The following is a 21,522-nucleotide window of genomic DNA, read 5'->3' on the forward strand; positions in this document are numbered from 1 at the left end:
CTTCAACATCAGGCACGCCTGGATGGCAGCATCCGAGAAGGTGGTCGGACGCCCGCGCCGGCCACTCGGGGCGGCGATCCACTCCATCTCGGGATCAAACCAGACCAAAAGCGAGCCGCGCTGCTTCAGGGCTTCACTGTAGGCGCGCCAGTTGGTCGTGCGGTAGGTCGGAGGGTCAGGCTTGGGCATCCTCATCCACTAACCCACTCAGCCTCCAAGAGGAATCCCGCAGGATTTGCGCAACAGAGCCGTGGAACTTAATGTTGACCTTCTTTGTGCCCCAGAAGCCTTCAATCTCAAGTGAGTCGACGAAGTTAATCATTCACACATGCTTTCCTTGCTCAATGAATTGGATTGCGGCCTGGTCACACCCTCACCTCCCGTCCCACCTGCTCCCCCACCCCGAACACCCGCTTGTACCGCTCCACCTCCCCTTTCGGCCCCATCGCCTTCTCCGGGTTGTCCGATAGCTTGACGGTGGGGCGGCCGTTGGCCTCGACGGCCTTGCAGACGAGGCTGAAGGGGGCCAGCGCGTCGCCCTCCACGAGGCCGCCGAAGTCGTTCGTCAGCAGCGTCCCCCAGCCGAAGGTGATCTTCACCCGGCCCGCGAAGCGCGCCTGGAGCTGGGCCATCTCCTCCACGTCGAGCCCGTCCGAGAAGATCAGGAGCTTCTCGCGCGGGTCCTGGCCGTGGGCCTTCCACCAGCGAATCGCGGCCTCGGCGTTCTCAATGGGGTCGCCCGAGTCGATGCGGATGCCGGTCCACTGCGTCAGCCAGTCGGGCGCGCGCTGCAGGAACTCCTTGGTGCCGAATGTGTCGGGGAGGATGACGCGGAGGTTGCCCTCGTGCTCCTCCTGCCACTCCTCCAGCACCTGATAGGGCGCGCGGGCGAGCTCCTCGTCGCTGTCGGCGAGGGCCGCGTAGACCATGGGCAGCTCGTGGGCGTTGGTGCCGATGGCCTCGAGGTCGCGCTTCTTGGCGATCAGGCAGTTGGAGGTGCCGGTGAACTTGTCGCCCAGCGCCTCGATCATCGCCTGCACGCACCAGTCCTGCCAGAGATAGCCGTGCCGCCGCCGCGTGCCGAAGTCGGCGAGGCGCAGGCCCTCGATCCTGCGCAGGCGCTCGCCCTTCTCCCAGACGCGGGTCATGGCGCGGGCGTAGAGGACCTGCAGCTCGAAGCGGCCCATGCCCTTGAGGACGGCACGGGAGCGCAGCTCCATGATGACGGCGAGGGCCGGGATCTCCCAGAGCATGACCTCGGGCCAGAGGCCCTCGAAGGTGAGCTGGAACTGGCCGTCGCGCTTTTCGAGGTGGTAGGGGGGCAGTGTCAGGTTCTCGAACCACTCCATGAAGGCGGGCGAGAACATCTGGCGCTTGCCATAGAAGGTGTTGCCGCGGAGCCAGGTGGATTCGCCGCGCGAGAGGCGGAGGGTGCGGATATGGTCGAGCTGCTCGCGCAGCTCCCCCTCGTCGATGAGCTCGGCGAGACGGATGTGCTTGGCGCGGTTGATGAGCTGGAAGGTGACGCGCACGTCGGGCTTGTTGCGGTAGACCGACTGGCACATCAGGAGCTTGTAGAAGTCGGTGTCGAGGAGCGACCGGACGATCGGGTCGATCTTCCAGGTGTGGTTCCAGACGCGGGTGGCGATGTCGATCATGCGGGGCTCCTTGCGGGGCGGGCGCGGGTGGCGATCATTTCGTCACCGTCACGCCGGCCCGGGCCCAGTCTGCGTGGGCGGCGGCGAGGCTGCCCGAGAGGTCGATGGCGCGGGTCAGGTCCTCGCGCACGGTGACGCGGAGGCCCAGGCGAGCGCCGTCCCGCGCCGAGTAGTTGACGCAGAAGTCGGTGGCGAGGCCGACGAGGGTGATCGCGTCGATCCCCCGCTCGCGCAGGTAGCCTCCGAGGCCCGTGGGCGTGCGGTGGTCGTTCTCGAAGAAAGCGGAGTAGCTGTCGACGTCGCGCCGGAAGCCCTTGCGGAGGATCAGGTCGGCGTCGGTGCGCAGGGCGGGGTGGAAGTCGGCGCCGGGGGTGCCTTGGACGCAGTGGTCGGGCCAGAGCACCTGCGGGCCGTAGGGCATCTCCACCTCCTCGTAGGGCCGACGGCCCCAGTGGGAGGTGACGAAGGAGGAATGGCCCGCCGGGTGCCAGTCCTGCGTCAGGATGACGGCCCGGAACTCGTCCATCAGGGCGTTGATGCCAGGGACGATCTCGTCGCCCCGTGACACGGCCAGCGCGCCGCCGGGGCAGAAGTCGTTCTGGACGTCGATGACGACGAGGGCTTCGTTCGCGGGGCGCATTGGCGGGCCTCCCTCCCCATGAAATTGTCCCTCATGGGTAAGGAGGGGGCCGTCAGGTGTCCAGATGCGCGACCGCGAGGGCGTTCTGCTGGATGAACTCGCGCCGCGGCTCCACGGCGTCGCCCATCAGGCGCGAGAAGATGTCCTCGGCCTCGGCCACGTCGTCGATGCGGACCTGCAGCAGCGTCCGCGCGTCGGGGTCGAGCGTCGTCTCCCAGAGCTGCTCGGGGTTCATCTCGCCCAGGCCCTTGTAGCGCTGGAGCGTGAGGCCCTTCTCGCCCTCGGCCAGGATCGCCTTGAGAAGGTCGAGCGGCCCGAAGATCGCCTGCGAGCGATCCTTGCGGACCAGCGTCGCGGGCTGGTCGTAGGTCTCGGCCAGGGTGTCGGAGTGCGAGCCCAAGCGCCGGCTCTCGCCCGAGCGCAGCATCGCGCCGTCGAGGGTGCGCAGTTCCTCCACGCCGCGCAGGACGCGGGACAGGCGGATGCCCTTGTCCTGGGTGACGCGGCCGCGCCAGCCCTTCTCGTATTCGAGCGCGATGAGGTCGAGCCGCTCGGCCACCTTCTCGGCCACGCCCTGAAGGTCGGCGTCCACCGCGCCGGTGCGGAAGGCGCCGGCGATAGCGGCCTGCTCGAGTATGTGGCGCGGGTAGTGGGTGGGATAGGCGTCGAGGCTGCGCTTGACGGCCCGCGCCTCCTCCACCACGCGCATGAGGTCGGCGCCGGCGATCTCGGCACCGGTGCCCAGGCGCAGGATGGCGCCCTCCACCCCCTGCTGGATCAGGTACTCGTCCAGCGCCGCCTGATCCTTGAGGTAGACCTCGGACTTCCCGCGCGAGACCTTATAGAGCGGGGGTTGCGCGATATAGAGATAGCCGCCCTCGATCAGCTCGGGCATCTGGCGGAAGAAGAACGTCAGCAGCAGCGTCCGGATATGCGCGCCGTCCACGTCGGCGTCCGTCATGATGACGATCTTGTGGTAGCGGAGCTTGGAGATGTTGAACTCGTCGCGCCCGATTCCGGTGCCGAGCGCCATGACGAGGTTGCCGATCTCCTGCGAGGACAGCATCCGGTCGAAGCGCGCCCGCTCCACGTTCAGGATCTTGCCGCGCAGGGGCAGCACGGCCTGGGTCCGCCGGTCGCGGCCCGTCTGGGCGCTGCCCCCGGCCGAGTCGCCCTCCACCAGGAAGACCTCGGTCTTGGAGGCGTCCTTCTCGGAGCAGTCCTTGAGCTTGCCGGCGAGGTAGTTGACGTCGAGCGCCGACTTGCGGCGGGTGAGCTCGCGCGCCTTGCGGGCAGCCTCCCGCGCCAGCGCGGCCTCGATGATCTTGCCGACGATGGCCTTGGCGTGGTGCGGGTTCTCCTCGAACCATTCAGCCAGCTTCTCGCCCACGAGGTTCTCGACCGCCGGGCGCACCTCGGAGGAGACGAGCTTGTCCTTGGTCTGGGAGGAGAATTTCGGGTCCGGCACCTTGACCGAGAGCACGCAGGTCAGCCCCTCGCGCGCGTCGTCGCCGGTGAAGTCCACCTTCTCCTTCTTGGCGATGCCGCTGTCCTGCGCGTACTTGGTGATCGTCCGCGTCAGCGCCGCGCGGAAGCCCTGGAGGTGTGTGCCGCCGTCTCGCTGGGGGATGTTGTTGGTGAAGGGCAGGACCGTCTCGTGGTAGGAGTCGTTCCACCACATCGCGACCTCGACGCCGATGCCCGCCCGCTCGCCCGCGATGTGGATGGGCTCGGGCATGGTGGAGGACTTGGAGCGGTCGAGATACTTCACGAACTCCTTCACGCCGCCCTCGTAGAAGAGCTCGGCGCGCTGGAGTTCGGCCCCGCGGTTGTCCTCCAGGGTGATCTTCACGCCGGAGTTCAGGAAGGCGAGCTCGCGCAGGCGCGTCTCGAGCGTCTTGAAGCTGTAGTCGAGGTTGGAGAAGGTCCCGTCCGGCCGGTGCGTCTTGGCCGAGGCGAGGAAGCGGACCTCGGTCCCCTTCTCGCCCGGCTGGGCGTCGCCCTCGACCCGCAGCGGGATCACGGTGTCGCCGTTCTCGAAGCGGGCGTAGTGGACCTTGCCGTTGCGCCAGATGCGCAGGTCGAGCCAGTCGGAGAGCGCGTTCACCACCGACACGCCCACGCCGTGCAGGCCGCCCGAGACCTTGTAGCTGTTCTGGTCGAACTTACCCCCGGCATGGAGCTGGGTCATGATGACCTCGGCGGCCGAGACCCCCTCCTCCTTGTGGATGTCCACGGGGATGCCGCGCCCGTTGTCGCGAACCGAGACGGAGTTGTCGGCGTGGATGCGGACCCGCACCTCGGTCGCATGGCCGGCCAGCACCTCGTCGATGCCGTTGTCCACGACCTCGTAGACCATGTGGTGAAGGCCCGAGCCGTCGTCGGTGTCGCCGATGTACATGCCCGGGCGTTTCCGCACGGCATCCAGGCCCTTGAGAACCTTGATGGATTCGGCGCCATAGGCGGCGGCCGCGGCGGTGGCGTCGGACATGCTCGAAAGCCCTTCTGAAAGTCGTCGATCTTATAGGGGGAGGAGGGGGAATGTCACCCCTTGGCCCTTGCAGATATGGGGTTTTCGCGCCGAATTGCTACCCCTGGAGGGGGTCACAGGAAGGGGATCACGAGCCCCACGGCCATCAGCAGGCTTCCCGCAGTGACGTTGGTTCGCCGCACTGCGCCGGGCGAGGACAGGAAGGCCCGCGCGCGCCCCACGAGGAGCGCGAGGAGCAGGTTGCCCATGAGCGGGATGGTCACGGAGACGGCGAGGATCGCCGCGATGTCGGGCCAGCCGAGCCGCGTCACGTCGAAGAAGCCAGGGAGCATCCCCATGTAGAACAGGATCGCCTTGGGATTGGCGAGGACCGCCGCCACGCCGGTCAGGAACCCCGCCCACATCCCGGGCCGTGTGAGCCGCGAATCCGCCCCGATGGGCTTGCCCGCGCTGCGGACCACCAGCGCGCCCATGACGAGGAAGGTCAGCGCCGCGACCCATTTCAGCGCGTGGAGGAAACCGCCCCAGACCGACAGGATCCAGCTCACGCCCAGGATCGCGCAGAGCGGCCAGAGCAGGTCGCCGAGCGTCACCCCGACCGCGAGCGGCCAGGCGGCGCGGAAGCCGCCAGACAGGGCCCGTGCGGTCACCGCGACCCAGACGGGCCCGGGCGTGAGCCACAGGAGAAGGATGCCCAGGGCGTAGAGGCCCAGGTCGGACGCCGAGATGGTCATGGGTTCAGCGCGGGGGCAGCGTCAGGCTTCCGTCGGCCGCCAGCGGCCAGAACGGGTTCATCGCCAGTTCCCAGACATGGCCGTCCGGGTCCGCGAAATAGCCCGAGTAGCCGCCCCAGGAGGTCGCCTGCGGCACCTTGATCGCCTTGGCGCCCGCCTGCATGGCGCGGTGCCAGGCCTCGTCCACGTCCTCCTCGGACGCGAAGTTCTGCGCGAGCGTCACCGCGCCGGTCCGAAGCTCCCCCACCGGGCGGTCCATATCGTCGGCGAGGTCGTCGAGCCCGAACAGCGCCAGCGCCGCCCCGTGCATCTGGTAGAAGGACACCCCCTCCTGCTCCTGCGCCGGGCGCCAGCCCAGGGCGCGGTAGAAGGCGCGCGAGGCCTGCAGGTCGCGCACGCCCAGGGTGATGAGGGTCACGCGCTGCTCGGGCAGGCGGTGGTGGGGGCTCATGCGGGACTCCGTTCGGTGAGATGCGAGACGCCGCCCTCCTCGGCGGCCTCCCAGTATTGCGCCCGATTCCCCAGTTCCGCAAAGAGGCCCGGCTCGGTTCCCGTCATGAAGGCCTGCAGGCCCAGCCCGCAGACCTCGTCGTAGAGCGCCGCGCGGCGGCCGGGATCGAGATGCGCCGCCACCTCGTCGAGGAGGAGGAGCGGCGCGGTCCCGTCCTCCTCAATCGCCCGGGCATTGGCGAGGATCAGCGAGACGAGGAGCGCCTTCTGCTCCCCGGTGGAGCAGTCGCGGGCGGCGACGCCCTTGGCGGCCCAGACGGCCTCGAGGTCGGCGCGGTGGGGGCCGAGGAGGCTACGCCCCGCCGCCATGTCGCGCCAGCGGACCCGCTCCAGCCCTTGCGCGTAGAGCTCCTCCGTCGGCGGCAGCGGGTCCTCGGGATAGGTAATGGCCAGGGCGGCGGCCGGGAACGCGGTCTCGGCCTGCCCCTGCGCGGCCATGAGGCGGGCGATGGTCGCCTCCCGGTTCCGCGCAACCTGCGTCCCGGCCTGCGCCATTTGCGACTCGAGGGCGGCGTACCAGTGCGCGTCGCGCGAGCCGTCCTTGAGCAGCCGGTTCCGCTCCCGCATCGCCTTCTCGTAGGCGAGCGAGGCCTCGCCGTGGTCGGGGAAGAGGCTCATGGTGGCGCGGTCGAGGAAGCGCCGTCGCCCTTCGGCCCCCTCGGTCCAGAGCCGGTCCATGGCGGGCACCAGCCAGAGGACGGGAATGAGCCTGGCTAGGTCGAGCTGCGAGGCGGCCTTGCCGTCGATCCGCACCGTGCGCGCCTCGCCCGGCAGCGCCTGGGTCTCGACCTCGTGGTCCGTGGGCCCAAGCGCGACGTTCGCCGCGACCTTCCAGCCCACCCCCTCGGCCCGACGCCCGACCTCCTCCGACGCCGCGCGCCGCAGGCCTCGCCCCGGGGACAGGAAGGAGACAGCCTCCAGCAGGTTCGTCTTGCCCGACCCGTTCGGCCCCCAGAGAGCGACGGGGCGCCCGTCGAACAGCAGCCGCGCGCGGGCGTGGCTGCGGAACTGCGACAGCGCGAGGTGCCTGAGGTGCGGCTGGCTCACACCCGCATCGGCATCACGACATAGAGCGCGGACTGGTCATCGCCCTCGCGCATCACCGTGGGATCGCCCGAGGAGTTGAACAGGAACACCGCGTTCTCGCGGTCCACCTGATGCGCGATCTCGAGGAGATACTTGGCGTTGAACCCGATCTCGAGCCGGTCGTCGCCGTAGGCCACGGCGAGTTCCTCCTCGGCGGTCCCCTGGTCGGGGGCGTTGACCGAGAGGATCAGCCGGTCCTCGTCGAGGTTCATCTTCACGGCGCGCGAGCGCTCCGACGACACCGTCGCCACCCGGTCCACGGCCTGCGCGAATTCCTTGGCGTCCACCTCCAGCCGGCGCGCGTTGGCCTGCGGGATCACGCGCGTATAGTCGGGGAAGGTCCCGTCGATCACCTTGGAGGTGAGGGTGATGTCCGGCGTCTCGAACCGGATCTTGGTGTCCGAGACCGAGACCTTGATGACCGCCTCGTCGCTGTCGAGGAGCTTGCGCAGCTCTGCCACGGTCTTGCGGGGCACGATCACGCCGGGCATCCCGGCCGCGCCTTCGGGCAGGGCGGCGTCGATCCGGGCGAGGCGGTGGCCGTCGGTCGCGACGGCGCGCAGCATCGGGCCGTCCGACCCCTGGGCCACGTGGAAGTAGACGCCGTTCAGGTAGTAGCGCGTCTCCTCGGTCGAGATCGCGAACTTCGACTTGTCGAAGAGCCGGCGCAGCAAGGGCGCGGGAGCTTCGAAGGTGGTCGTGTAGTCGGGCGAGGCCATCTGCGGAAAGTCCTCGACCGGCAGCGTCGAGAGCTGGAACGTCGAGCGCCCTGCGTCGATGGTCAGCCGCCCGGGGGCGCCCTGGGTGGAGAGCGTCACCAGCGCGCCGTCGCCCAGCTTGCGGACGATCTCGTTCAGCATCAGCGCCGCGACCGTCGTCGCGCCCTTCTGGTCCACGCGGGCGGGCGCGCGGTCCACGACCTCCACGTCGAGGTCGGTCGCGCGGAAGCGGACACCGTCGCCCTCGGCCTCAATCAGGACGTTGGCGAGGATCGGGATCGTGTTGCGCCGCTCCACGACGGACTGCGCCTGCGCCACGGCCTTGGAGAGGGTCGCCTTCTCGATGCTGAACTTCATGGTCTCGTCCCTCTCGTGCCAGCGCCCCTGTCCGGGACGCGGACCCTGCCAGCCTTTCAGTTTTCCCTCAAGAGGCTTCTCAGGCCTCCAAGGCTCGGCGCAGCAGATCCAGGTCGTCGGCGATCTGCGCGTCCGAGACCTTCAGCTCCTCGATCTTGCGGACGCCGTGGATGACGGTCGTGTGGTCGCGCCCGCCGAAGCGCCGCCCGATATCGGGGAGCGACCGGCTCGTCATGGTCTTGGCGAGGTACATGGCGACCTGCCGGGGCCGCGCGAAGCTCCGCAGGCGCTTGGGGCCCACGAGGTCAGCGAGGCGGATGTGGTAGTGCTCGGCCACCTTGCGCTGGATCTCCTCGATGGAGACCTTGCGGTCCGAATGGCGCAGCACGTCGCCCAGGCAGTCGCGGGCGAGGTCCAGCGTGATCTCGCGCCCGACGAGGTTGCCTTGCGCGCAGAGCCGGGTCAGCGCCCCCTCGAGGACGCGGAGGTTCGAGGTGATCCGCGCGGCCAGGAACTCCAGCACCCCATCGGCGATCTTCAGCGACGGATCGGCGGCGCGGGCCGAGGCGAGCTTGGACTGCAGCACGCCGAGGCGCAGCTCGTAGTCCGCCGGGTTCACCTGCACCACGAGGCCCGACTGGAGCCGCGAGGTCACGCGCTCCTCCAGGGAGGTGATCTCCACGGGCGAGCGGTCGGCGGTCAGCACGATCTGCTTGCCCTGATCCACCAGCGCGTTGAATGTATGGAAGAACTCCTCCTGCGTGGAGTCCTTGCCGGCGATGAACTGGATGTCGTCCACCATCAGCACGTCCACGGCGCGGAACGCCTGCTTGAAGTCCATCATCCGCCGGTCGCGCAGCGCGCTCACGAAGCGGATCATGAACTGCTCGGCCGAGAGGTAGAGGACGCGCGCCTGGGGTTGGCGCGCCCGCATCTCCTGGGCGATGGCCTGCATGAGGTGGGTCTTGCCGAGCCCCACGCCGCCATGGAGGAACAGCGGGTTGAAGCCCGTGTGCCCCTCGGCCACGCGGCGGGCGGCGGCATGGGCCAGCTCGTTCGACTTGCCCACCACGAAGCGGTCGAAGGTCAGGCGGGGATCGAGCCGGGTGCTCTCGCCCTCGGGCGCCTCGGGCGGCAGCGCGGGGGCCGGAGCAGCGGTCACGGGGGCCGCGGCGACCGCGCGGGCCTGGGGCGCGAAGATCAGGCGGCTGACCGGGGCGCCGGCCTGCGCCAGGGCCGCAAGGATGTCGTCCTCGAAGTTGCGGGCCACGTAGGAGCCGAGGAAGGCCGTCGGCACGACCAGGGTCGCCACGCCCCCTCCAGCGAGCCCAGGCTCAGCGGCGCGATCCAGCTCTGGAAGCTGCCCGCGCCCACCCGGTCCCGCAGCGCCGAGCGGCATTGCGCCCAGACCGAGTCCACGCCTGCGTCCAGGATCGTTCCGAAGCCAGCACCATCCGCCATGTCATCGTCCTCGCGTCGAGCGGACAGGTTCGTCCGCCGGTCCCCCCAGAGGACCTTGCCCAGTTCCACGCCCGGGACGCTCGTCGGGGGATGACGCAAGGAACCGTGCCCCATCCAACCGGACGGCGCGCAGCGACAGGGACCGCGTGGCAGCGCAGCCCCAACCTCTGACCAGCGCGACATGAATCCCACGGCCAGACCTGGCAGGGTCCGGGGTCGCAGGTGCCCCGACACCCTGGCAGGGGCGCCGGAACGGCCGCGCCGATCCCTTCATTCCCCCAGGAACGACCGGAATCGCAGGAGTGAAGCTAGCAAGACCGTGAGGTCCCGCAACGGAACAACGCGCTTGACTCGGGACTCGGCGATTCCGAGTCGAAGCGGGCCGTGGGGGACTCGCGCGACTCCTCAGGATTCACACGAGTCGCGTAACGGGCTTGTGACGGAGTCGCCAAAGCCTGTGAATATTTCGTCCACAGGCGGGAACTGGCTCTTCGGGCTCTGGACAAGCGAAGAGGGCGCGCCCTTTCGGACGCGCCCCCTAATCATGCCGCGAGTTAGAATCGGATCAGGCGTTGGCCGCCGGGGCCACGGCAGCGCCGGTGGCCTTCACGCGGGCCGCGAGGCGCGAGATCTTGCGCGAGGCGGTGTTCTTCTTGACGACGCCCTTGCTGACGCCGCGCATCAGCTCCGGCTGGGCCTGACGCAGTGCCTCGCGGGCGGCCGCGTTGTCGCCGGAGGCGATCGCCTCCTCGACACGGCGGAGGAAGGTGCGGATGCGCGAGCGGCGCATCTTGTTGATCTTGAAGCGGGCCTCGCTCTGGCGGGCGCGCTTTTCGGACTGGGGCGTATTGGCCATGTGATGTCGTCCCGCGGCAGGGGGTTGGAATTCTTGAAGCCGCGTCCCTAGACGGGAAGTGGATAAGTGTCAACCGGCCTACCGCTGGCAATCCGGGCAATAGTAGGTGGAGCGCCCCGACTGCACGATGCGCCGGATCGTGCCCCCGCAGCCCTCGGTGCGGCAGGGCTTCCCCTCCTGATCGTAGACCCGGAAGGAGTGCTGGAAATAGCCCAGCTCCCCGTCCGCCCGCCGGTGGTCGCGCAGCGTCGAGCCCCCCGCCTCGATGGCCTCCTCCAGCACCTGCCGGATCGCGGGCACCAGCCGCTCCAGCCGCTCGCGCCCGATGCGCCCCGCCGCCCGCGTCGGATGGATGCCCGCCCGCGCCAGCGCCTCGGACACGTAGATGTTGCCCAGGCCCGCCACGATCCCCTGGTCGAGGAGCGCCGTCTTCACCGGCGCGGCCTTGTCCTTGAACGCTTGCGCCAGAGTCTCGGCCGAGAAGCCGTTGCCCAGCGGCTCGGGTCCGATGCTCCGCAGCAGGCGGTGGTTGGCGATGTCCTGCGTAGGCCAGAGATCCATGACCCCGAACCGCCGCGCGTCGTTGAAGGTCACACGCCCCCCGTCCTCCATGTGGAAGACGACGTGGTCGTGCGGGCTTCCTTCCTCGGCCCCTGTGTCGTGAACATACTCGCCCAGCACCTGCCCACCGACCAGCATCCGTCCCGACATCCCCAGATGCACGATCAGCGTCTCGCCGGTGTCGAGGCCGACCAGGAGATACTTCGACCGCCGCCCGATCCCCTCGACCCGGGCGCCGGTCAGCCGCTCCGCCATCCGCTCCGGGAACGGCCAGCGCAGGTCCGGGCGGCGGACCTCCGCGCGCGCGATCCGGCGGCCCTCCATCACGGGCAGGAGACCGCGCCGGACGGTCTCGACCTCGGGCAGCTCGGGCATCAAGGGTCCTTTCCTGAGGGGGCTGTCCCCTATAAGGAGCCCGGCGCGGGGGGCCCCGCAAGGCTTGGCGCGTCACGTTCGCGCGCCATCCTCCCCTGCCTGCAATCCGCGAGGGGACCCCGTGCCCGAGACGCCCGACGACAAGACCACCCATTTCGGCTTCGAGACCATCCGGGAGGCCGAGAAGGCCGGGCGCGTCCAGGGCATCTTCACCTCGGTCGCCTCGCGCTACGACCTGATGAACGACCTGATGTCGGGGGGCCTCCACCGCGTCTGGAAGGACGCCATGATCGACTGGCTCGCGCCCCGTCCCGGGATGCGGGCGCTCGACGTCGCGGGCGGGACGGGCGACATCGCCTTCCGTATCCTGCGGCGCGCCCCCTCGGCCCAGGTCACCGTGCTCGACCTCACCGAATCCATGCTGGTCGAGGGCCGCCGCCGGGCCGAGGCGCTGGCCTTCCGCGACCGCCTGTCCTGGGTCACCGCGGACGCCATGGCCCTGCCCTTCCCGGACGCGAGCTTCGACAGCTACACGATCTCCTTCGGCATCCGGAACGTGACCCGCCCCGAGGTCGCGCTGTCCGAGGCCTTCCGGGTCCTCAAGCGCGGCGGGCGCCTCGTCGTGCTCGAGTTCTCCAAGGTCCCCGTGCCCCTCCTCGAGAAGGCTTACGACGCCTACTCCTTCAACGTGATCCCCCGGATGGGCCAGGCCGTGGCCGGGGACCGCGCCTCCTACCAGTACCTCGTCGAATCGATCCGCCGCTTCCCGGACCAGGAGACCTTCCTCCGCATGATCCGCGACGCGGGGTTCTCGAACGCGGGCTACCGCAACCTGTCCCTGGGCGTGGCCTGCCTCCACTCCGCCTGGAAGATCTGATGCGGGGTCCGATAAACATCCTGCGCCTCCTGCGCACGGGTGCGACCTTCGAGCGCACGGGCGCCATGGAGGTCGCGCTCGACGCCTTTCGCGCGCCCCGGCCGCTGCGCCTCGTCCTGCGCGGGCTGGTCTGGCCCTTCCGCTGGCTGGGCTACGCGGGCGACCCCTCCACGCCACCGGTGCCGCGGGCGCTCACCGCGCTCGGCCCCGCCTACATCAAGTTCGGCCAGACCCTCGCCACCCGGCCCGACGTGGTGGGGGACGAGCTCGCCCTCCAGCTCCGCGTCCTGCAGGACCGCCTGCCGCCCTTTCCCACGGCCCTGGCCCGTGCCGAGGTCGCGCGCGAGCTCGACCAGCCCGTCGAGGCGCTCTTCGGCGAGTTCTCCGAGCCCGTCGCCGCCGCCTCCATCGCCCAGGTCCACCGCGCGCGCCTGCGCACCACGGGCGAGGAGGTGGCGGTCAAGGTCCTCCGCCCCGGCATCGAGAGGGCGTTCCGCCGCGACGTGGATGCCTTCCGCTTCGCCGCGCGCCTCCTCGACCTCTTCGTGCCCGCCACGCGGCGCCTGCGCCCTCTCGACGTCATCGCCCATTTCGAGAGCGTCGTGCGGGGCGAGCTCGACCTGCGCCTCGAATCCTCCGCCGCCTCCGAGTTCGCCGACAACACCGCCGATGACGAGGGCTTCCGCGTTCCTGCCGTCCGCTGGGGCTATTCGGGACGCCGCGTGATGACGCTCGACTGGGTCGAGGGGATCAACGCGGCGGACGTGGAGGCGATCCGCGCCGCCGGCCACGACACGAGCCTCCTGTCCCGTCGCGTGCTCCAGCTCTTCCTGCGCCATGCCCTGCGGGACGGCTATTTCCATGGCGACATGCACCAGGGCAACCTCAAGGTGGACGCCGCCGGGAACCTCGTGGCCTACGATTTCGGCATCATGGGGCGCATCGACGAGTACACCCGCCGCATCTACGCCGAGATCCTGATCGGCTTCATCCGTCGCGACTACCTCCGCGTGGCCGAGGTCCATTTCGAGGCGGGCTACGTCCCCGCCGACCGCGACGTCTACGCCTTCGCGCAGGCGCTGCGGGCGGTGGGCGAGCCCATCTTCGGCATGGACGCCTCGCGCATCTCCATGGGTCGGCTCCTCGCCCACCTCTTCGAGGTGACCGAGCGCTTCGGGATGCAGACGCGGACCGAGCTCATCCTCCTCCAGCGCACGATGGTCGTGGTCGAGGGCGTGGCCCGCACGCTCGATTCGCGGATGAACATCTGGGACGCGGCCCGCCCGGTGGTCGAGGGCTACATTCGCGACAGCCTCGGCCCCAAGGCCTTCGCCCGCGACCTCGCCAAGTCGGCCTGGATCCTCGCCCGCTTCTCCCCCCGCCTGCCCGAGCTCGCCCGGACGGCCCTGGTCCGCAGCGCTACGCCCACGCCCGCCTGGCGCCCGGGCCTGCTGCTGGCAGCCCTCTACATGGCGGCGGGCGCGGCCCTCGGCCTCCTCGGCGTCCTGATCGCGACGGTCTTCTGAAGCCCACCCCACCCGGCGCGCCACGGGTTCCGGCACGCCGGACCCGTCCCCTTCCGCTCATGCCGAAAGCCCACCGTGGCCCAGGCCGGAGCACGCCTGGCGGGACCTCGACCCCTGCGCGGGCCGGACCTCAGCTCCCCATCCGCAGCGCCGTCACCGAATCGGCGGCCACCATGCTTCCGCCCTGGGTCACGAGGACGGCCTTGCCATCCACGGCGCGCACCTCGGTCACCGTCCCGTAGACCTCCGCCGGATCGGTGCTGACCTCCTCCCCGCCCGACGTGCTGACCACCTCGAAGCTGTAGAGGCCCGAAGCCATCGGGCTCCCGTCGGCCCCGACCCCCGCCCACTCGATGGGGTCCGAGGAGACAGGGATCGCCTGGCGGTCGACCTCCTTGCCCTGGGCATCCCGGACCACCAGCTCCGCCCCATCGGCCAGGGCGAGCGGGTTGGGCGAGACGGTGACGGGCGCGCCGTCGAACCAGGCGGGCATGGCGGCCCGCACCTGCCGACCCACCCAGCCCGCCATGTCCGACAGGCCCGACAGCGTGAGCTGCCCCGAGATCGAGCCGAGCAGGTCGTTCGTCTTCACCTGCTGCTCCACGCCGGAGAAGGTGGCGAGCTGCACCGCATAATCGGCAGAATCGACCGGGTCGAGCGGATCCTGGTTCTGCATCTGCACCGTCAGCATCTTCAGGAAGGTCGTGAAGTCGCTCGACAGGGCCTTCTGGGAGGAGGCGGACGTCGTGGCGGTGGTGGTCGCGGTGGAGCCCGTCGAGGGGGCCAGGGTCGTGGTGTCCAAGGGATTCTCCTAGAAGCGCAGGTCGATGCGGCCGGACGAGCCGGTCGCCCGGGCGGTGGCAGATGAGGCCGGAGAGAGCGCCGCAGCCGATTCCGGGCCCGCCATCCAGGCGGATGGGGCGGACCAGCCCCTGCCCGGTCCGCGCTCCGGAGCCGATTCGCCGCGCTGCCCATCTCCGCCGCCGATGGACACGCTGACGGAACCCAGCCCTTCTTGGCGAAGCTCGTGACGCAGGGCCTCCACGTGGCGGCGCATGAGGTCGGCCGTCTCGGGTCGGGCCGCCTCGATGACGACGCGCAGGCCGGCGTCGCTGGTCTCGACGCTGAGACGCAGGTGTCCCAGCTCCTCGGGCGCGAGGCTCATCTCGGCCGATCCGCCGGCCCGCAGGACCGGATGCGCCGCGACCTGCCGGGCGATCCGGTGGGCTTCCACCGGTGGGTCGGCCGATGCCGGAAGCGACGGCCCTGCCACCCCAGGGGAGGACGCGAGGACGGCCGGCGCCTCCGGCTCCCCTCCGACGGGGCCGCCACGGGGCACCCCACGCCGGTGCGACGGAGCCACGGTGGCGCGGCTCGCCTCCTTCCAGCCTGACGTGGTCGGGGCCGGACGGCTCGGCTGACCCGCTTCCTGCGACTCACCTTGCCGTTCCCGCCCTGTCCCGAGAGGCCCCGGCTTCGCAAGGCCCGGATCCGGGTCCTGCCTCCTCCTCGTCGTGACCGCTTCCTTGATGCTGCCCTCCTGGGCCCGGGATGCTGGTCCGACCGCTCCTGCGGCAGCCTCGGCTCCCAGCCGCGCTTCCGCGGGGCTCGCGTCCCTCCCCACGCCCCGCCCGGTCCCAGCGCGGAGAGCGACTCGACCATCGAAACGGGGCTTGGCCTCGGCAGCAGGGGGCGCGATCGACGTCCGGCCGGCCTCTTCGCCGTCGGGCGGCTTGGAGCCCCCGGCCCGGGAGCCTCCGAGGTCTCCCGACTGGTCGGCAAGGATCCTGCTGGCTTCCACGGGACCCCTTCCCCCTGGCGGCAGCCCCTCGCCCTCTCCGGCCCCGTCGGCCTCGGCCAAGGACGGCCCGGCGGAAGGCATCTCCCCGGAGGCCACCGGGCGTCCGGGCCCCTGACCGGCGGGCCTCTCCTCGTCAGCGGCCCCTGCGAGCGGGCTCCCACCGGCGAGCGTCCCGGCCTGACCGACAGGCCCGCCCTCCGGCGACCGGGGAGCCGAAGCCAGATCCTCCCCCAGCGGTCCGCTTCCGCCCGCCGCCCAGGTCGCCGCCCGCTGGTCGTCCCCCGGCGCGGAGACCTCCGCCTCGTCCTCCATGTCGGCGGCCGGGTGCCCGACCTCCGGCAGCGGCAGCCCCGGGCCGGCTGGGGGCAGCCCGGGCCCCACCTCGTCGTCGTCCAGACCGTCCTCCTCGACCTCGTTCCGATCCTCCCCAGCCTCGGAGGCCGGACCGTCCTCCGGCACGGCCCAGACCTTGGACCCGGTCGGCGCCATCTCGCCCGGGTCGTCCACGAGCGCCGCGAAGTCCTGGCCAGCCGGCGAGGCGCGGGACTCCATCGCCCGCCCCGACGGGACCAGCCCACCCGGGCGGGGTATCTCGGGGGCCATCCTGGCCCAGACGACGCTGCTCGGCATCCGCTTCGCCTCTTCGCTTTCGAGGCCCAGCTTTCCACAGGAAGATTACGAATCCTTTACCGCTGGCCTGTATTCTTGCCGGGACCACGAAGCCGAGGCCCCCGATGATCCCCCCCGCCCTCCCGTCCCAGCCCGCCGCCGACCCGTCCCGCGACGCCCGCCTCCGCGACGCGGCCCAGCGGCTCGAGGCCGGCTTCCTCAAGGAGATGCTCTCGGCCGCAGGCCTGGGCCACGCGCCCTCGAGCTTCGGCGGGGAGGAGGGGGAGGACCAGTTCTCCTCCTTCCTCCTCGACGAGCAGGCGCTCCGCCTCGCCAGGTCCGGCGGCATCGGCCTCGCCGAATCGATCTACGAATCGCTGAAGGCCCGCGATGCCGGCTGATCCCCACGACGACCTCTCCCACCTCCTCGAGGAGGAGCGGGCGCTGATCCTCTCCGGCGGCTGGGCCGGCCTCCGGGCCCTCGCTCCCCGCAAGGAGCGCTGCCTGCGCTCCCTGGAGGCCGACCCGGAGCGGCTGGGCCCTCTCGCGGCCGGGCTCGCCCGCAACCAGGCCCTGCTGCGCGCCGCCCTCGACGGGCTGCGCGACGCCACCCGCCGCCGCGCCGCGCTGGCCTCGGCGCGCCGGGGCCTCGTCACCTACACCGCCAGCGGCACCCGCGCCGAGCTGCCCACCGCCCCGCCCCGGTTCGAGCGCAAGGCCTGAGCCTTCCGCCCCTCGCACGACGGCCGCCCGACCCCCGGGCGACCGTTGACGTTTCCAGGGGCGCCTATCCCCAGGTTGCTTGAGTCAAACTGCGCGCATCTCCTCCAGCGCCGTTAAGCCCGCGTTCACGACTCGGACGGCAATGTGTCCCTGCATCCGATGGATGGCGCAGGCGGATCAAACCGCCGGCAGATGTCAGAAGGACCCCACCATGCCGGCCCGGCCCTCTGGGCTTCGGCGTCTCGAAACTCCGGCGCAAAACGCGCCATCCCTTCACAGGAACATCATGGCCACCTTCCAGGCGCCGCCGTGGTGGCCTTCGCCCCCCGTGACCTTCTTGCGCTTGAGAATGATGGGCGTCCCGGGCTCCCTGGCCATGGCGCGCTTCCCCCTTGCCTCACAGGGAGGGGCTAGCGCGGCAAGGCTTTGGATTCCCTTAACGGATCGAATGCGAGGGAAAGGTCACGGCGGCGCCATCTTCGGGCGCCGCCGCCCGCGCCCCTCAGACGGCCATGTCGAGCGAGCGCGCCTCGTCCGAGGCGACGGCCTGGTCCAGCACCTTCTGGAGCGCCGCGCCCCGCGCGAAGTCGGGCAGCACCGGCGTGCCGGCGCGGATCGCGGCGATGAAGCGCTGGTAGTTGGTCGGAACGGCGGGCGCCGGCAGGTCCTTCCAGACGCCGGCCAGCATGTCCTCGCCCAAGGATCCGCGCAGGATGCTCTTCTCGTTGTTGCCCAGGACCTCGAGGCCGCCCTTGGTGCCGAAGAGCTTGAGCGACAGGTCGTTGAGGTGGCCCGAGGCGAAGCGCGAGGCATGGACGACGCCGGTCGCGCCGTTGGCGAGCCTGAGGTGCATCACCGCCGAGTCGTTGGCGTCGAGCACGTATTCCCCGATCCGGCCCCCCGGCGCCTTGTCGAAGGTGGCGAGGCGGCAGGACACGTTGGTCGGGATCGAGCCCGCCGCGAAGGTGGCGAAGTCGAGGATGTGGACGCCCACGTCGCCCAGCACGCCCATGGACCCGTGCGACTTCGAGAGCCGCCAGAGCCAGGTGGAGGAGGTGCTCCACTCGCCCCAGGCGGGCTGCGTCAGCCAGGACTGGAGGTAGGAGGCCTCGAAGTGCCGCACCTCGCCGATGGCCCCCTCGGCCACGAGGCGCGCGGCCTCGTTGATCGCGGGGACGTTGCGGTAGGTGAGGTTCACCATGTTGACCACGCCGGCGAGCGAGGCGGCCTGCGCCATCTCGGCCGCGTGGGCGTAGTTGGCGGCGAGCGGCTTCTCGCACATGACGTGCTTGCCGGCGGACAGGAAGGGCAGCGTGGTGACGTAGTGCACCGCGTCGGGCGTCACGTTGGTGACGGCGTCGAACCCGCCCCAGTCGAGCGCCTCCTGCACCGAGGCGAAGCCCTTCGGGATGTCGTGCGCCTCCTGGAAGGCCGTGAGCCTTTCGGGGTTGGTGTCGATGCCGGCCACCACGGTCACGCCGGGGATGTCGCCGAAGTGGGTGGCGTGGTGGCGGGCCATGCCGCCGGTGCCGACGATCAGCAGACGGACCGGCGTCTCGGGCGCGGCGGGAGAAGGCGCGGCCTCCTCCTGCGGGGCCATGACGGCGCTGTCGGCCGGCCGGGTGGCGGCACTCGTGGCGGTCGCGTCCTCGGTGGTCACCGGTAGCCCTCCTCGCCGGCGTGGTGGAGCTTCGGGCCGCGCTCCTCGATGGGCTCGAGCGCCTTGCCCACGGGGACGTTCGGGGCCGCGGTCACGTCGCCCGGAATGCGGGCCGCCGGGTTGTGGGCCCACTTCACGGCGTTCTTCAGCACGAGCTGGACGTTGGCGTCGTGGTAGGTCGGATAGGTCTCGTGGCCCGGGCGGAAGTAGAAGACGTTGCCCGCGCCGCGCTTGTAGGTGAGGCCCGAGCGGAAGACCTCGCCGCCCTGGAACCAGCTCACGAACACGGTCTCGAGCGGCTCGGGGACGCCGAAGGGCTCGCCGTACATCTCCTCCTGCTCCAGCTCGAAGTGGTCGGGCAGGCCCGCCGCGATGGGGTGGTTGCGGGAGGTGACCCAGAGGCGCTCGCGCTCCCCGGCCTCGCGCCAGGTGAGGTTGCAGGGCGCGCCCATCAGGCGCTTGAAGATCTTGGAGAAGTGGCCCGAGTGCAGGACGAGGAGGCCCATGCCGGACCAGACGGCCTCGGCCACGCGCTCAACGACCTCGTCCGAGACCTCCTTGTGCGCGGCGTGGCCCCACCAGAGGAGGACGTCGGTCTCCCGAAGCCGCGCCTCGGGGAGCCCGTGCTCGGGCTCCTGCAGGGTGGCGGTGGTGGCCTGGATGGCGGGGTCCTGGTTCAGGGCGTCGGCGATGGCCTGGTGCATCCCCTTGGGGTAGACCCCGGCGACGATGCGGTTCTTCTGCTCGTGGACGTTCTCGCCCCAGACGACGGCGCGGATGGGCATCATGGGCTCCCTTGGGTGTCGAGGATCGGGCCGGCTATGGCACGGCGGACACAGTTAGCGCAACCGGCCTCAGAGGCCCGCGATCCCGTCCCAGACGAGCTTGAGCCCCACGAGCGCGGTGAGGGCATAGGTGATCGGATAGAAGACCTCGGCCCGCATCCGCCGGATGATCCAGGCGCCGACGAAGGTGAAGGCGACGGCGAGCGGCGCCAGGGCGGCGGAGGTGCCGAGGTTCTGGGTGTCGAACTCGCCCAGCGCGGCGTAGGGGATGAGCTTGACGTAGTTGACGATGGCGAAGAAGGCGACCGAGGTTCCCGTCAGGATGCGGGGATCGAGGCCCAGGGGCAGCGTGTAGACCTGGAAGGGCGGGCCACCGGCATGGGCCACGAAGCTCGTGTAGCCGGCGAGGCCGCCCCAGAACGAGGCCTTGGCCGGGGCCTCGGGCCGGGGCGCCTGCGGGCGGCGGTGCAGCACCTGCCAGAGCCACCGGCCGACGAAGGCCAGCGCCACCACGCCCACGATCAGGAGGACCGCGGCGTCCGGGACCACCGCCGCCGTGAGCCAGCCCACGCCGATGCCGAGGAGCGCGCCGGGCAGCATCTGCAGCAGCGTCCGGCGGTTCCAGGTGCCCCACCAGTTCCAGGTGGCCACGAGGTCGGTGAGGCAGAGGATCGGCAGGAGGATCGCCGCCGCCTGCACGGGCGGCAGGACCAGCGCCAGGACCGGCACGGCCATGACTCCCAGCCCCGCGAGGCCGCCCTTGGACAGGCCGACGATGACCGCCGCCAGCGCGAGGACGAGGATCGTCCCGGGATCGTGGAATGCGATGGTGTCCATGGGTCGCCCGTTCTCCCTGCCCGGCCCGGGGTTTGTTCACCCTTCCCCGGGGAGGGTCAACGGGCCGCGGCGGGTTTGCACCGGGCGCGCGGATGACCTAGATGGAAGAGGTCGACAGCAGGGAGGACAACGCCATGGCCAGCAAGCTCGAGCAGCTCCGCGAGATGACGGTGGTGGTGGCCGACACCGGCGACCTCGACGCGGTGCGGCGGCTCCAGCCGCAGGACTGCACCACGAACCCCTCGCTGGTGCTCAAGGCCATCCAGAACCCGGCGATGGGCGAGCACGTCGCCCGCGCCGTGGAGCAGGGCCGCCAGGCCGAGAACCCGCTCGCCACCATCGCCGAGGCGCTGACGGTGGGCCTGGGCGTGGAGCTGTCGAAGATCGTCCCCGGGCGGGTCTCGACCGAGGTCGATTCGAACCTGTCCTTCGACGAGGAGGCCTCCGTCGCCAAGGCGCGGGACCTGATCGCGGCCTACGACAGGCTGGGCGTGGGCCGGGAGCGCATCCTCATCAAGCTCGCCTCTACCTGGGAGGGCATCCGCGCGGCGGAGCGGCTCCAGAAGGAGGGGATCGACTGCAACCTGACGCTGCTGTTCTCGATGGCCCAAGCCAAGGCCTGCGCCGATGCGGGCGTGTTCCTGATCTCGCCCTTCGTCGGCCGGATCACCGACTGGTTCGCCAAGAGCACGGGCCAGACCTACACGCCCGAGACCGATCCGGGCGTCCAGTCCGTGAAGCGCATCTACGACCACTACAAGTCGCACGGCATCCCGACCGTGGTGATGGGCGCCTCCTTCCGCAACACCGGGCAGATCGAGGCGCTGGCGGGCTGCGACCGGCTGACCATCTCGCCGGACCTGATGCAGAAACTCTCGGAGGACCAGGGGGAGCTCAAGCGCCAGCTCACGCCCGGTCAGGCGCAAGGCAAGGCCGAGCCCATCTCCGAGGCGGAGTTCCGCTGGGAGCACAACGAGGATGCGATGGCGACCGAGAAGCTCGCCGAGGGCATCCGCAACTTCCACGCCGACGCCCTGAAGCTGGAGAAGCTGATCGGCGAGCGGCTGGCGAGCGGGGCCGTGGCGCCGGCGGCGGAGTGAGGCGACGTCTCCGGCTGCGGAAGGTCGCGCCGGATCGGACGGGCCCGTAGGGTGCGCTTCAGCGCACCAGGCCACCGAGCCAGCCGGCGCGGCACGGTGCGCTGAAGCGCACCCTCCGGCATCGCGCCGCCGCCGCGACCCGATCCGGGAGCGCTC

The 21,522-nt window shown here is 70.6% G+C and carries 21 protein-coding genes and 1 pseudogene; 5 read left to right on the plus strand and 17 right to left on the minus strand.

Features of this window, described 5'->3' with window-relative positions; genetic code table 11:
* From RUMESO_RS04355 to mutM, 12 genes and pseudogenes are all read right to left on the minus strand, one after another.
* The coding region (locus RUMESO_RS04355) for a transposase (RefSeq protein WP_211262752.1) at positions 1-189 on the minus strand (189 nt) is incomplete at its 3' end.
* Entirely contained in the window at positions 176-322 is a 147-nt protein-coding gene (locus RUMESO_RS25645) for a hypothetical protein (RefSeq protein ID WP_169791133.1), read from the minus strand. The genes RUMESO_RS25645 and RUMESO_RS04355, both read right to left, overlap by 14 nt.
* Positions 323-365: 43 nt before the next feature.
* Complete coding sequence (gene pncB / locus RUMESO_RS04360; protein ID WP_037278364.1) at positions 366-1,658, minus strand: nicotinate phosphoribosyltransferase; 1,293 nt, start codon at positions 1,656-1,658, stop codon at positions 366-368.
* Positions 1,659-1,692: 34 nt separating this feature from the next.
* Positions 1,693-2,298 (minus strand): bifunctional nicotinamidase/pyrazinamidase, encoded by a 606-nt coding sequence (gene pncA, locus RUMESO_RS04365; protein WP_037278366.1) that lies wholly within the window; start codon positions 2,296-2,298, stop codon positions 1,693-1,695.
* Positions 2,299-2,350: 52 nt separating this feature from the next.
* The gene (gene gyrB / locus RUMESO_RS04370; protein ID WP_037278368.1) at positions 2,351-4,789 is read right to left on the minus strand and encodes a DNA topoisomerase (ATP-hydrolyzing) subunit B; all 2,439 of its coding nucleotides are present in this window, start codon (positions 4,787-4,789) and stop codon (positions 2,351-2,353) included.
* A gap of 113 nt (positions 4,790-4,902) precedes the next feature.
* Positions 4,903-5,523: a LysE family translocator gene (locus RUMESO_RS04375; RefSeq protein ID WP_037278369.1), complete on the minus strand. Its 621-nt coding sequence runs from the start codon at positions 5,521-5,523 to the stop codon at positions 4,903-4,905.
* Positions 5,524-5,527: 4 nt separating this feature from the next.
* A complete protein-coding gene (locus RUMESO_RS04380) occupies positions 5,528-5,956 on the minus strand; it encodes a VOC family protein (RefSeq protein ID WP_156362692.1) in 429 nt (142 codons plus the stop codon).
* 14 nt (positions 5,957-5,970) lie between these two features.
* Positions 5,971-7,080, minus strand: a complete 1,110-nt coding sequence (gene recF / locus RUMESO_RS04385; protein WP_037278371.1) for a DNA replication/repair protein RecF — start codon at positions 7,078-7,080, stop codon at positions 5,971-5,973.
* A complete protein-coding gene (gene dnaN, locus RUMESO_RS04390) occupies positions 7,077-8,195 on the minus strand; it encodes a DNA polymerase III subunit beta (protein ID WP_037278372.1) in 1,119 nt (372 codons plus the stop codon). Before dnaN ends, recF begins: the two co-directional genes overlap by 4 nt.
* 79 nt (positions 8,196-8,274) lie before the next feature.
* Positions 8,275-9,656, minus strand: a pseudogene (gene dnaA, locus RUMESO_RS04395) (chromosomal replication initiator protein DnaA).
* 565 nt (positions 9,657-10,221) lie between these two features.
* A complete protein-coding gene (gene rpsT, locus RUMESO_RS04400) occupies positions 10,222-10,512 on the minus strand; it encodes a 30S ribosomal protein S20 (protein WP_037278376.1) in 291 nt (96 codons plus the stop codon).
* A gap of 78 nt (positions 10,513-10,590) precedes the next feature.
* A complete protein-coding gene (gene mutM, locus RUMESO_RS04405) occupies positions 10,591-11,448 on the minus strand; it encodes a bifunctional DNA-formamidopyrimidine glycosylase/DNA-(apurinic or apyrimidinic site) lyase (protein ID WP_037278378.1) in 858 nt (285 codons plus the stop codon).
* Between the two features lie 121 nt (positions 11,449-11,569).
* Between mutM and ubiE the strand changes: the two genes are divergently transcribed.
* Positions 11,570-12,325, plus strand: a complete 756-nt coding sequence (gene ubiE, locus RUMESO_RS04410) for a bifunctional demethylmenaquinone methyltransferase/2-methoxy-6-polyprenyl-1,4-benzoquinol methylase UbiE (protein ID WP_037278380.1) — start codon at positions 11,570-11,572, stop codon at positions 12,323-12,325.
* Positions 12,325-13,851, plus strand: coding sequence for a 2-polyprenylphenol 6-hydroxylase (ubiB, locus tag RUMESO_RS04415; protein ID WP_037278384.1), 1,527 nt, complete (start codon positions 12,325-12,327; stop codon positions 13,849-13,851). The genes ubiE and ubiB overlap by 1 nt, the downstream gene beginning before the upstream one ends.
* Before the next feature lie 130 nt (positions 13,852-13,981).
* On the opposite strand, the gene RUMESO_RS04420 is transcribed toward ubiB, so the two are convergent.
* A complete protein-coding gene (locus RUMESO_RS04420) occupies positions 13,982-14,653 on the minus strand; it encodes a flagellar hook capping FlgD N-terminal domain-containing protein (RefSeq protein WP_245639145.1) in 672 nt (223 codons plus the stop codon).
* Positions 14,654-14,662: 9 nt separating this feature from the next.
* Positions 14,663-16,282, minus strand: a complete 1,620-nt coding sequence (locus RUMESO_RS04425) for a flagellar hook-length control protein FliK (RefSeq protein WP_037278386.1) — start codon at positions 16,280-16,282, stop codon at positions 14,663-14,665.
* Between the two features lie 104 nt (positions 16,283-16,386).
* On the opposite strand from RUMESO_RS04425, the gene RUMESO_RS04430 reads away from it, so the two are divergent.
* Both RUMESO_RS04430 and RUMESO_RS04435 read left to right on the plus strand, forming a co-directional pair.
* The gene (locus RUMESO_RS04430) at positions 16,387-16,662 is read left to right on the plus strand and encodes a rod-binding protein (RefSeq protein ID WP_037278387.1); all 276 of its coding nucleotides are present in this window, start codon (positions 16,387-16,389) and stop codon (positions 16,660-16,662) included.
* Positions 16,652-16,984, plus strand: coding sequence for a hypothetical protein (locus RUMESO_RS04435; protein WP_037278388.1), 333 nt, complete (start codon positions 16,652-16,654; stop codon positions 16,982-16,984). The genes RUMESO_RS04430 and RUMESO_RS04435 overlap by 11 nt, the downstream gene beginning before the upstream one ends.
* 502 nt (positions 16,985-17,486) lie before the next feature.
* Here RUMESO_RS04435 and RUMESO_RS04440 read toward each other — a convergent pair.
* The 3 genes from RUMESO_RS04440 to RUMESO_RS04450 form a co-directional block, all read right to left on the minus strand.
* Positions 17,487-18,644 (minus strand): Gfo/Idh/MocA family protein, encoded by a 1,158-nt coding sequence (locus RUMESO_RS04440; RefSeq protein ID WP_245639146.1) that lies wholly within the window; start codon positions 18,642-18,644, stop codon positions 17,487-17,489.
* Positions 18,641-19,429, minus strand: coding sequence for a ThuA domain-containing protein (locus RUMESO_RS04445; protein WP_037278389.1), 789 nt, complete (start codon positions 19,427-19,429; stop codon positions 18,641-18,643). Before RUMESO_RS04445 ends, RUMESO_RS04440 begins: the two co-directional genes overlap by 4 nt.
* Before the next feature lie 69 nt (positions 19,430-19,498).
* A complete protein-coding gene (locus RUMESO_RS04450; protein ID WP_051521018.1) occupies positions 19,499-20,266 on the minus strand; it encodes a sulfite exporter TauE/SafE family protein in 768 nt (255 codons plus the stop codon).
* A 134-nt stretch (positions 20,267-20,400) separates the two neighbouring features.
* Between RUMESO_RS04450 and tal the strand changes: the two genes are divergently transcribed.
* Positions 20,401-21,366 (plus strand): transaldolase, encoded by a 966-nt coding sequence (tal, locus tag RUMESO_RS04455; protein WP_037278504.1) that lies wholly within the window; start codon positions 20,401-20,403, stop codon positions 21,364-21,366.
* Positions 21,367-21,522: the final 156 nt, after the last annotated feature.

Origin of the sequence: Rubellimicrobium mesophilum DSM 19309, assembly GCF_000600335.2 — a bacterium.
Classification (GTDB): Bacteria; Pseudomonadota; Alphaproteobacteria; order Rhodobacterales; family Rhodobacteraceae; genus Rubellimicrobium; species Rubellimicrobium mesophilum.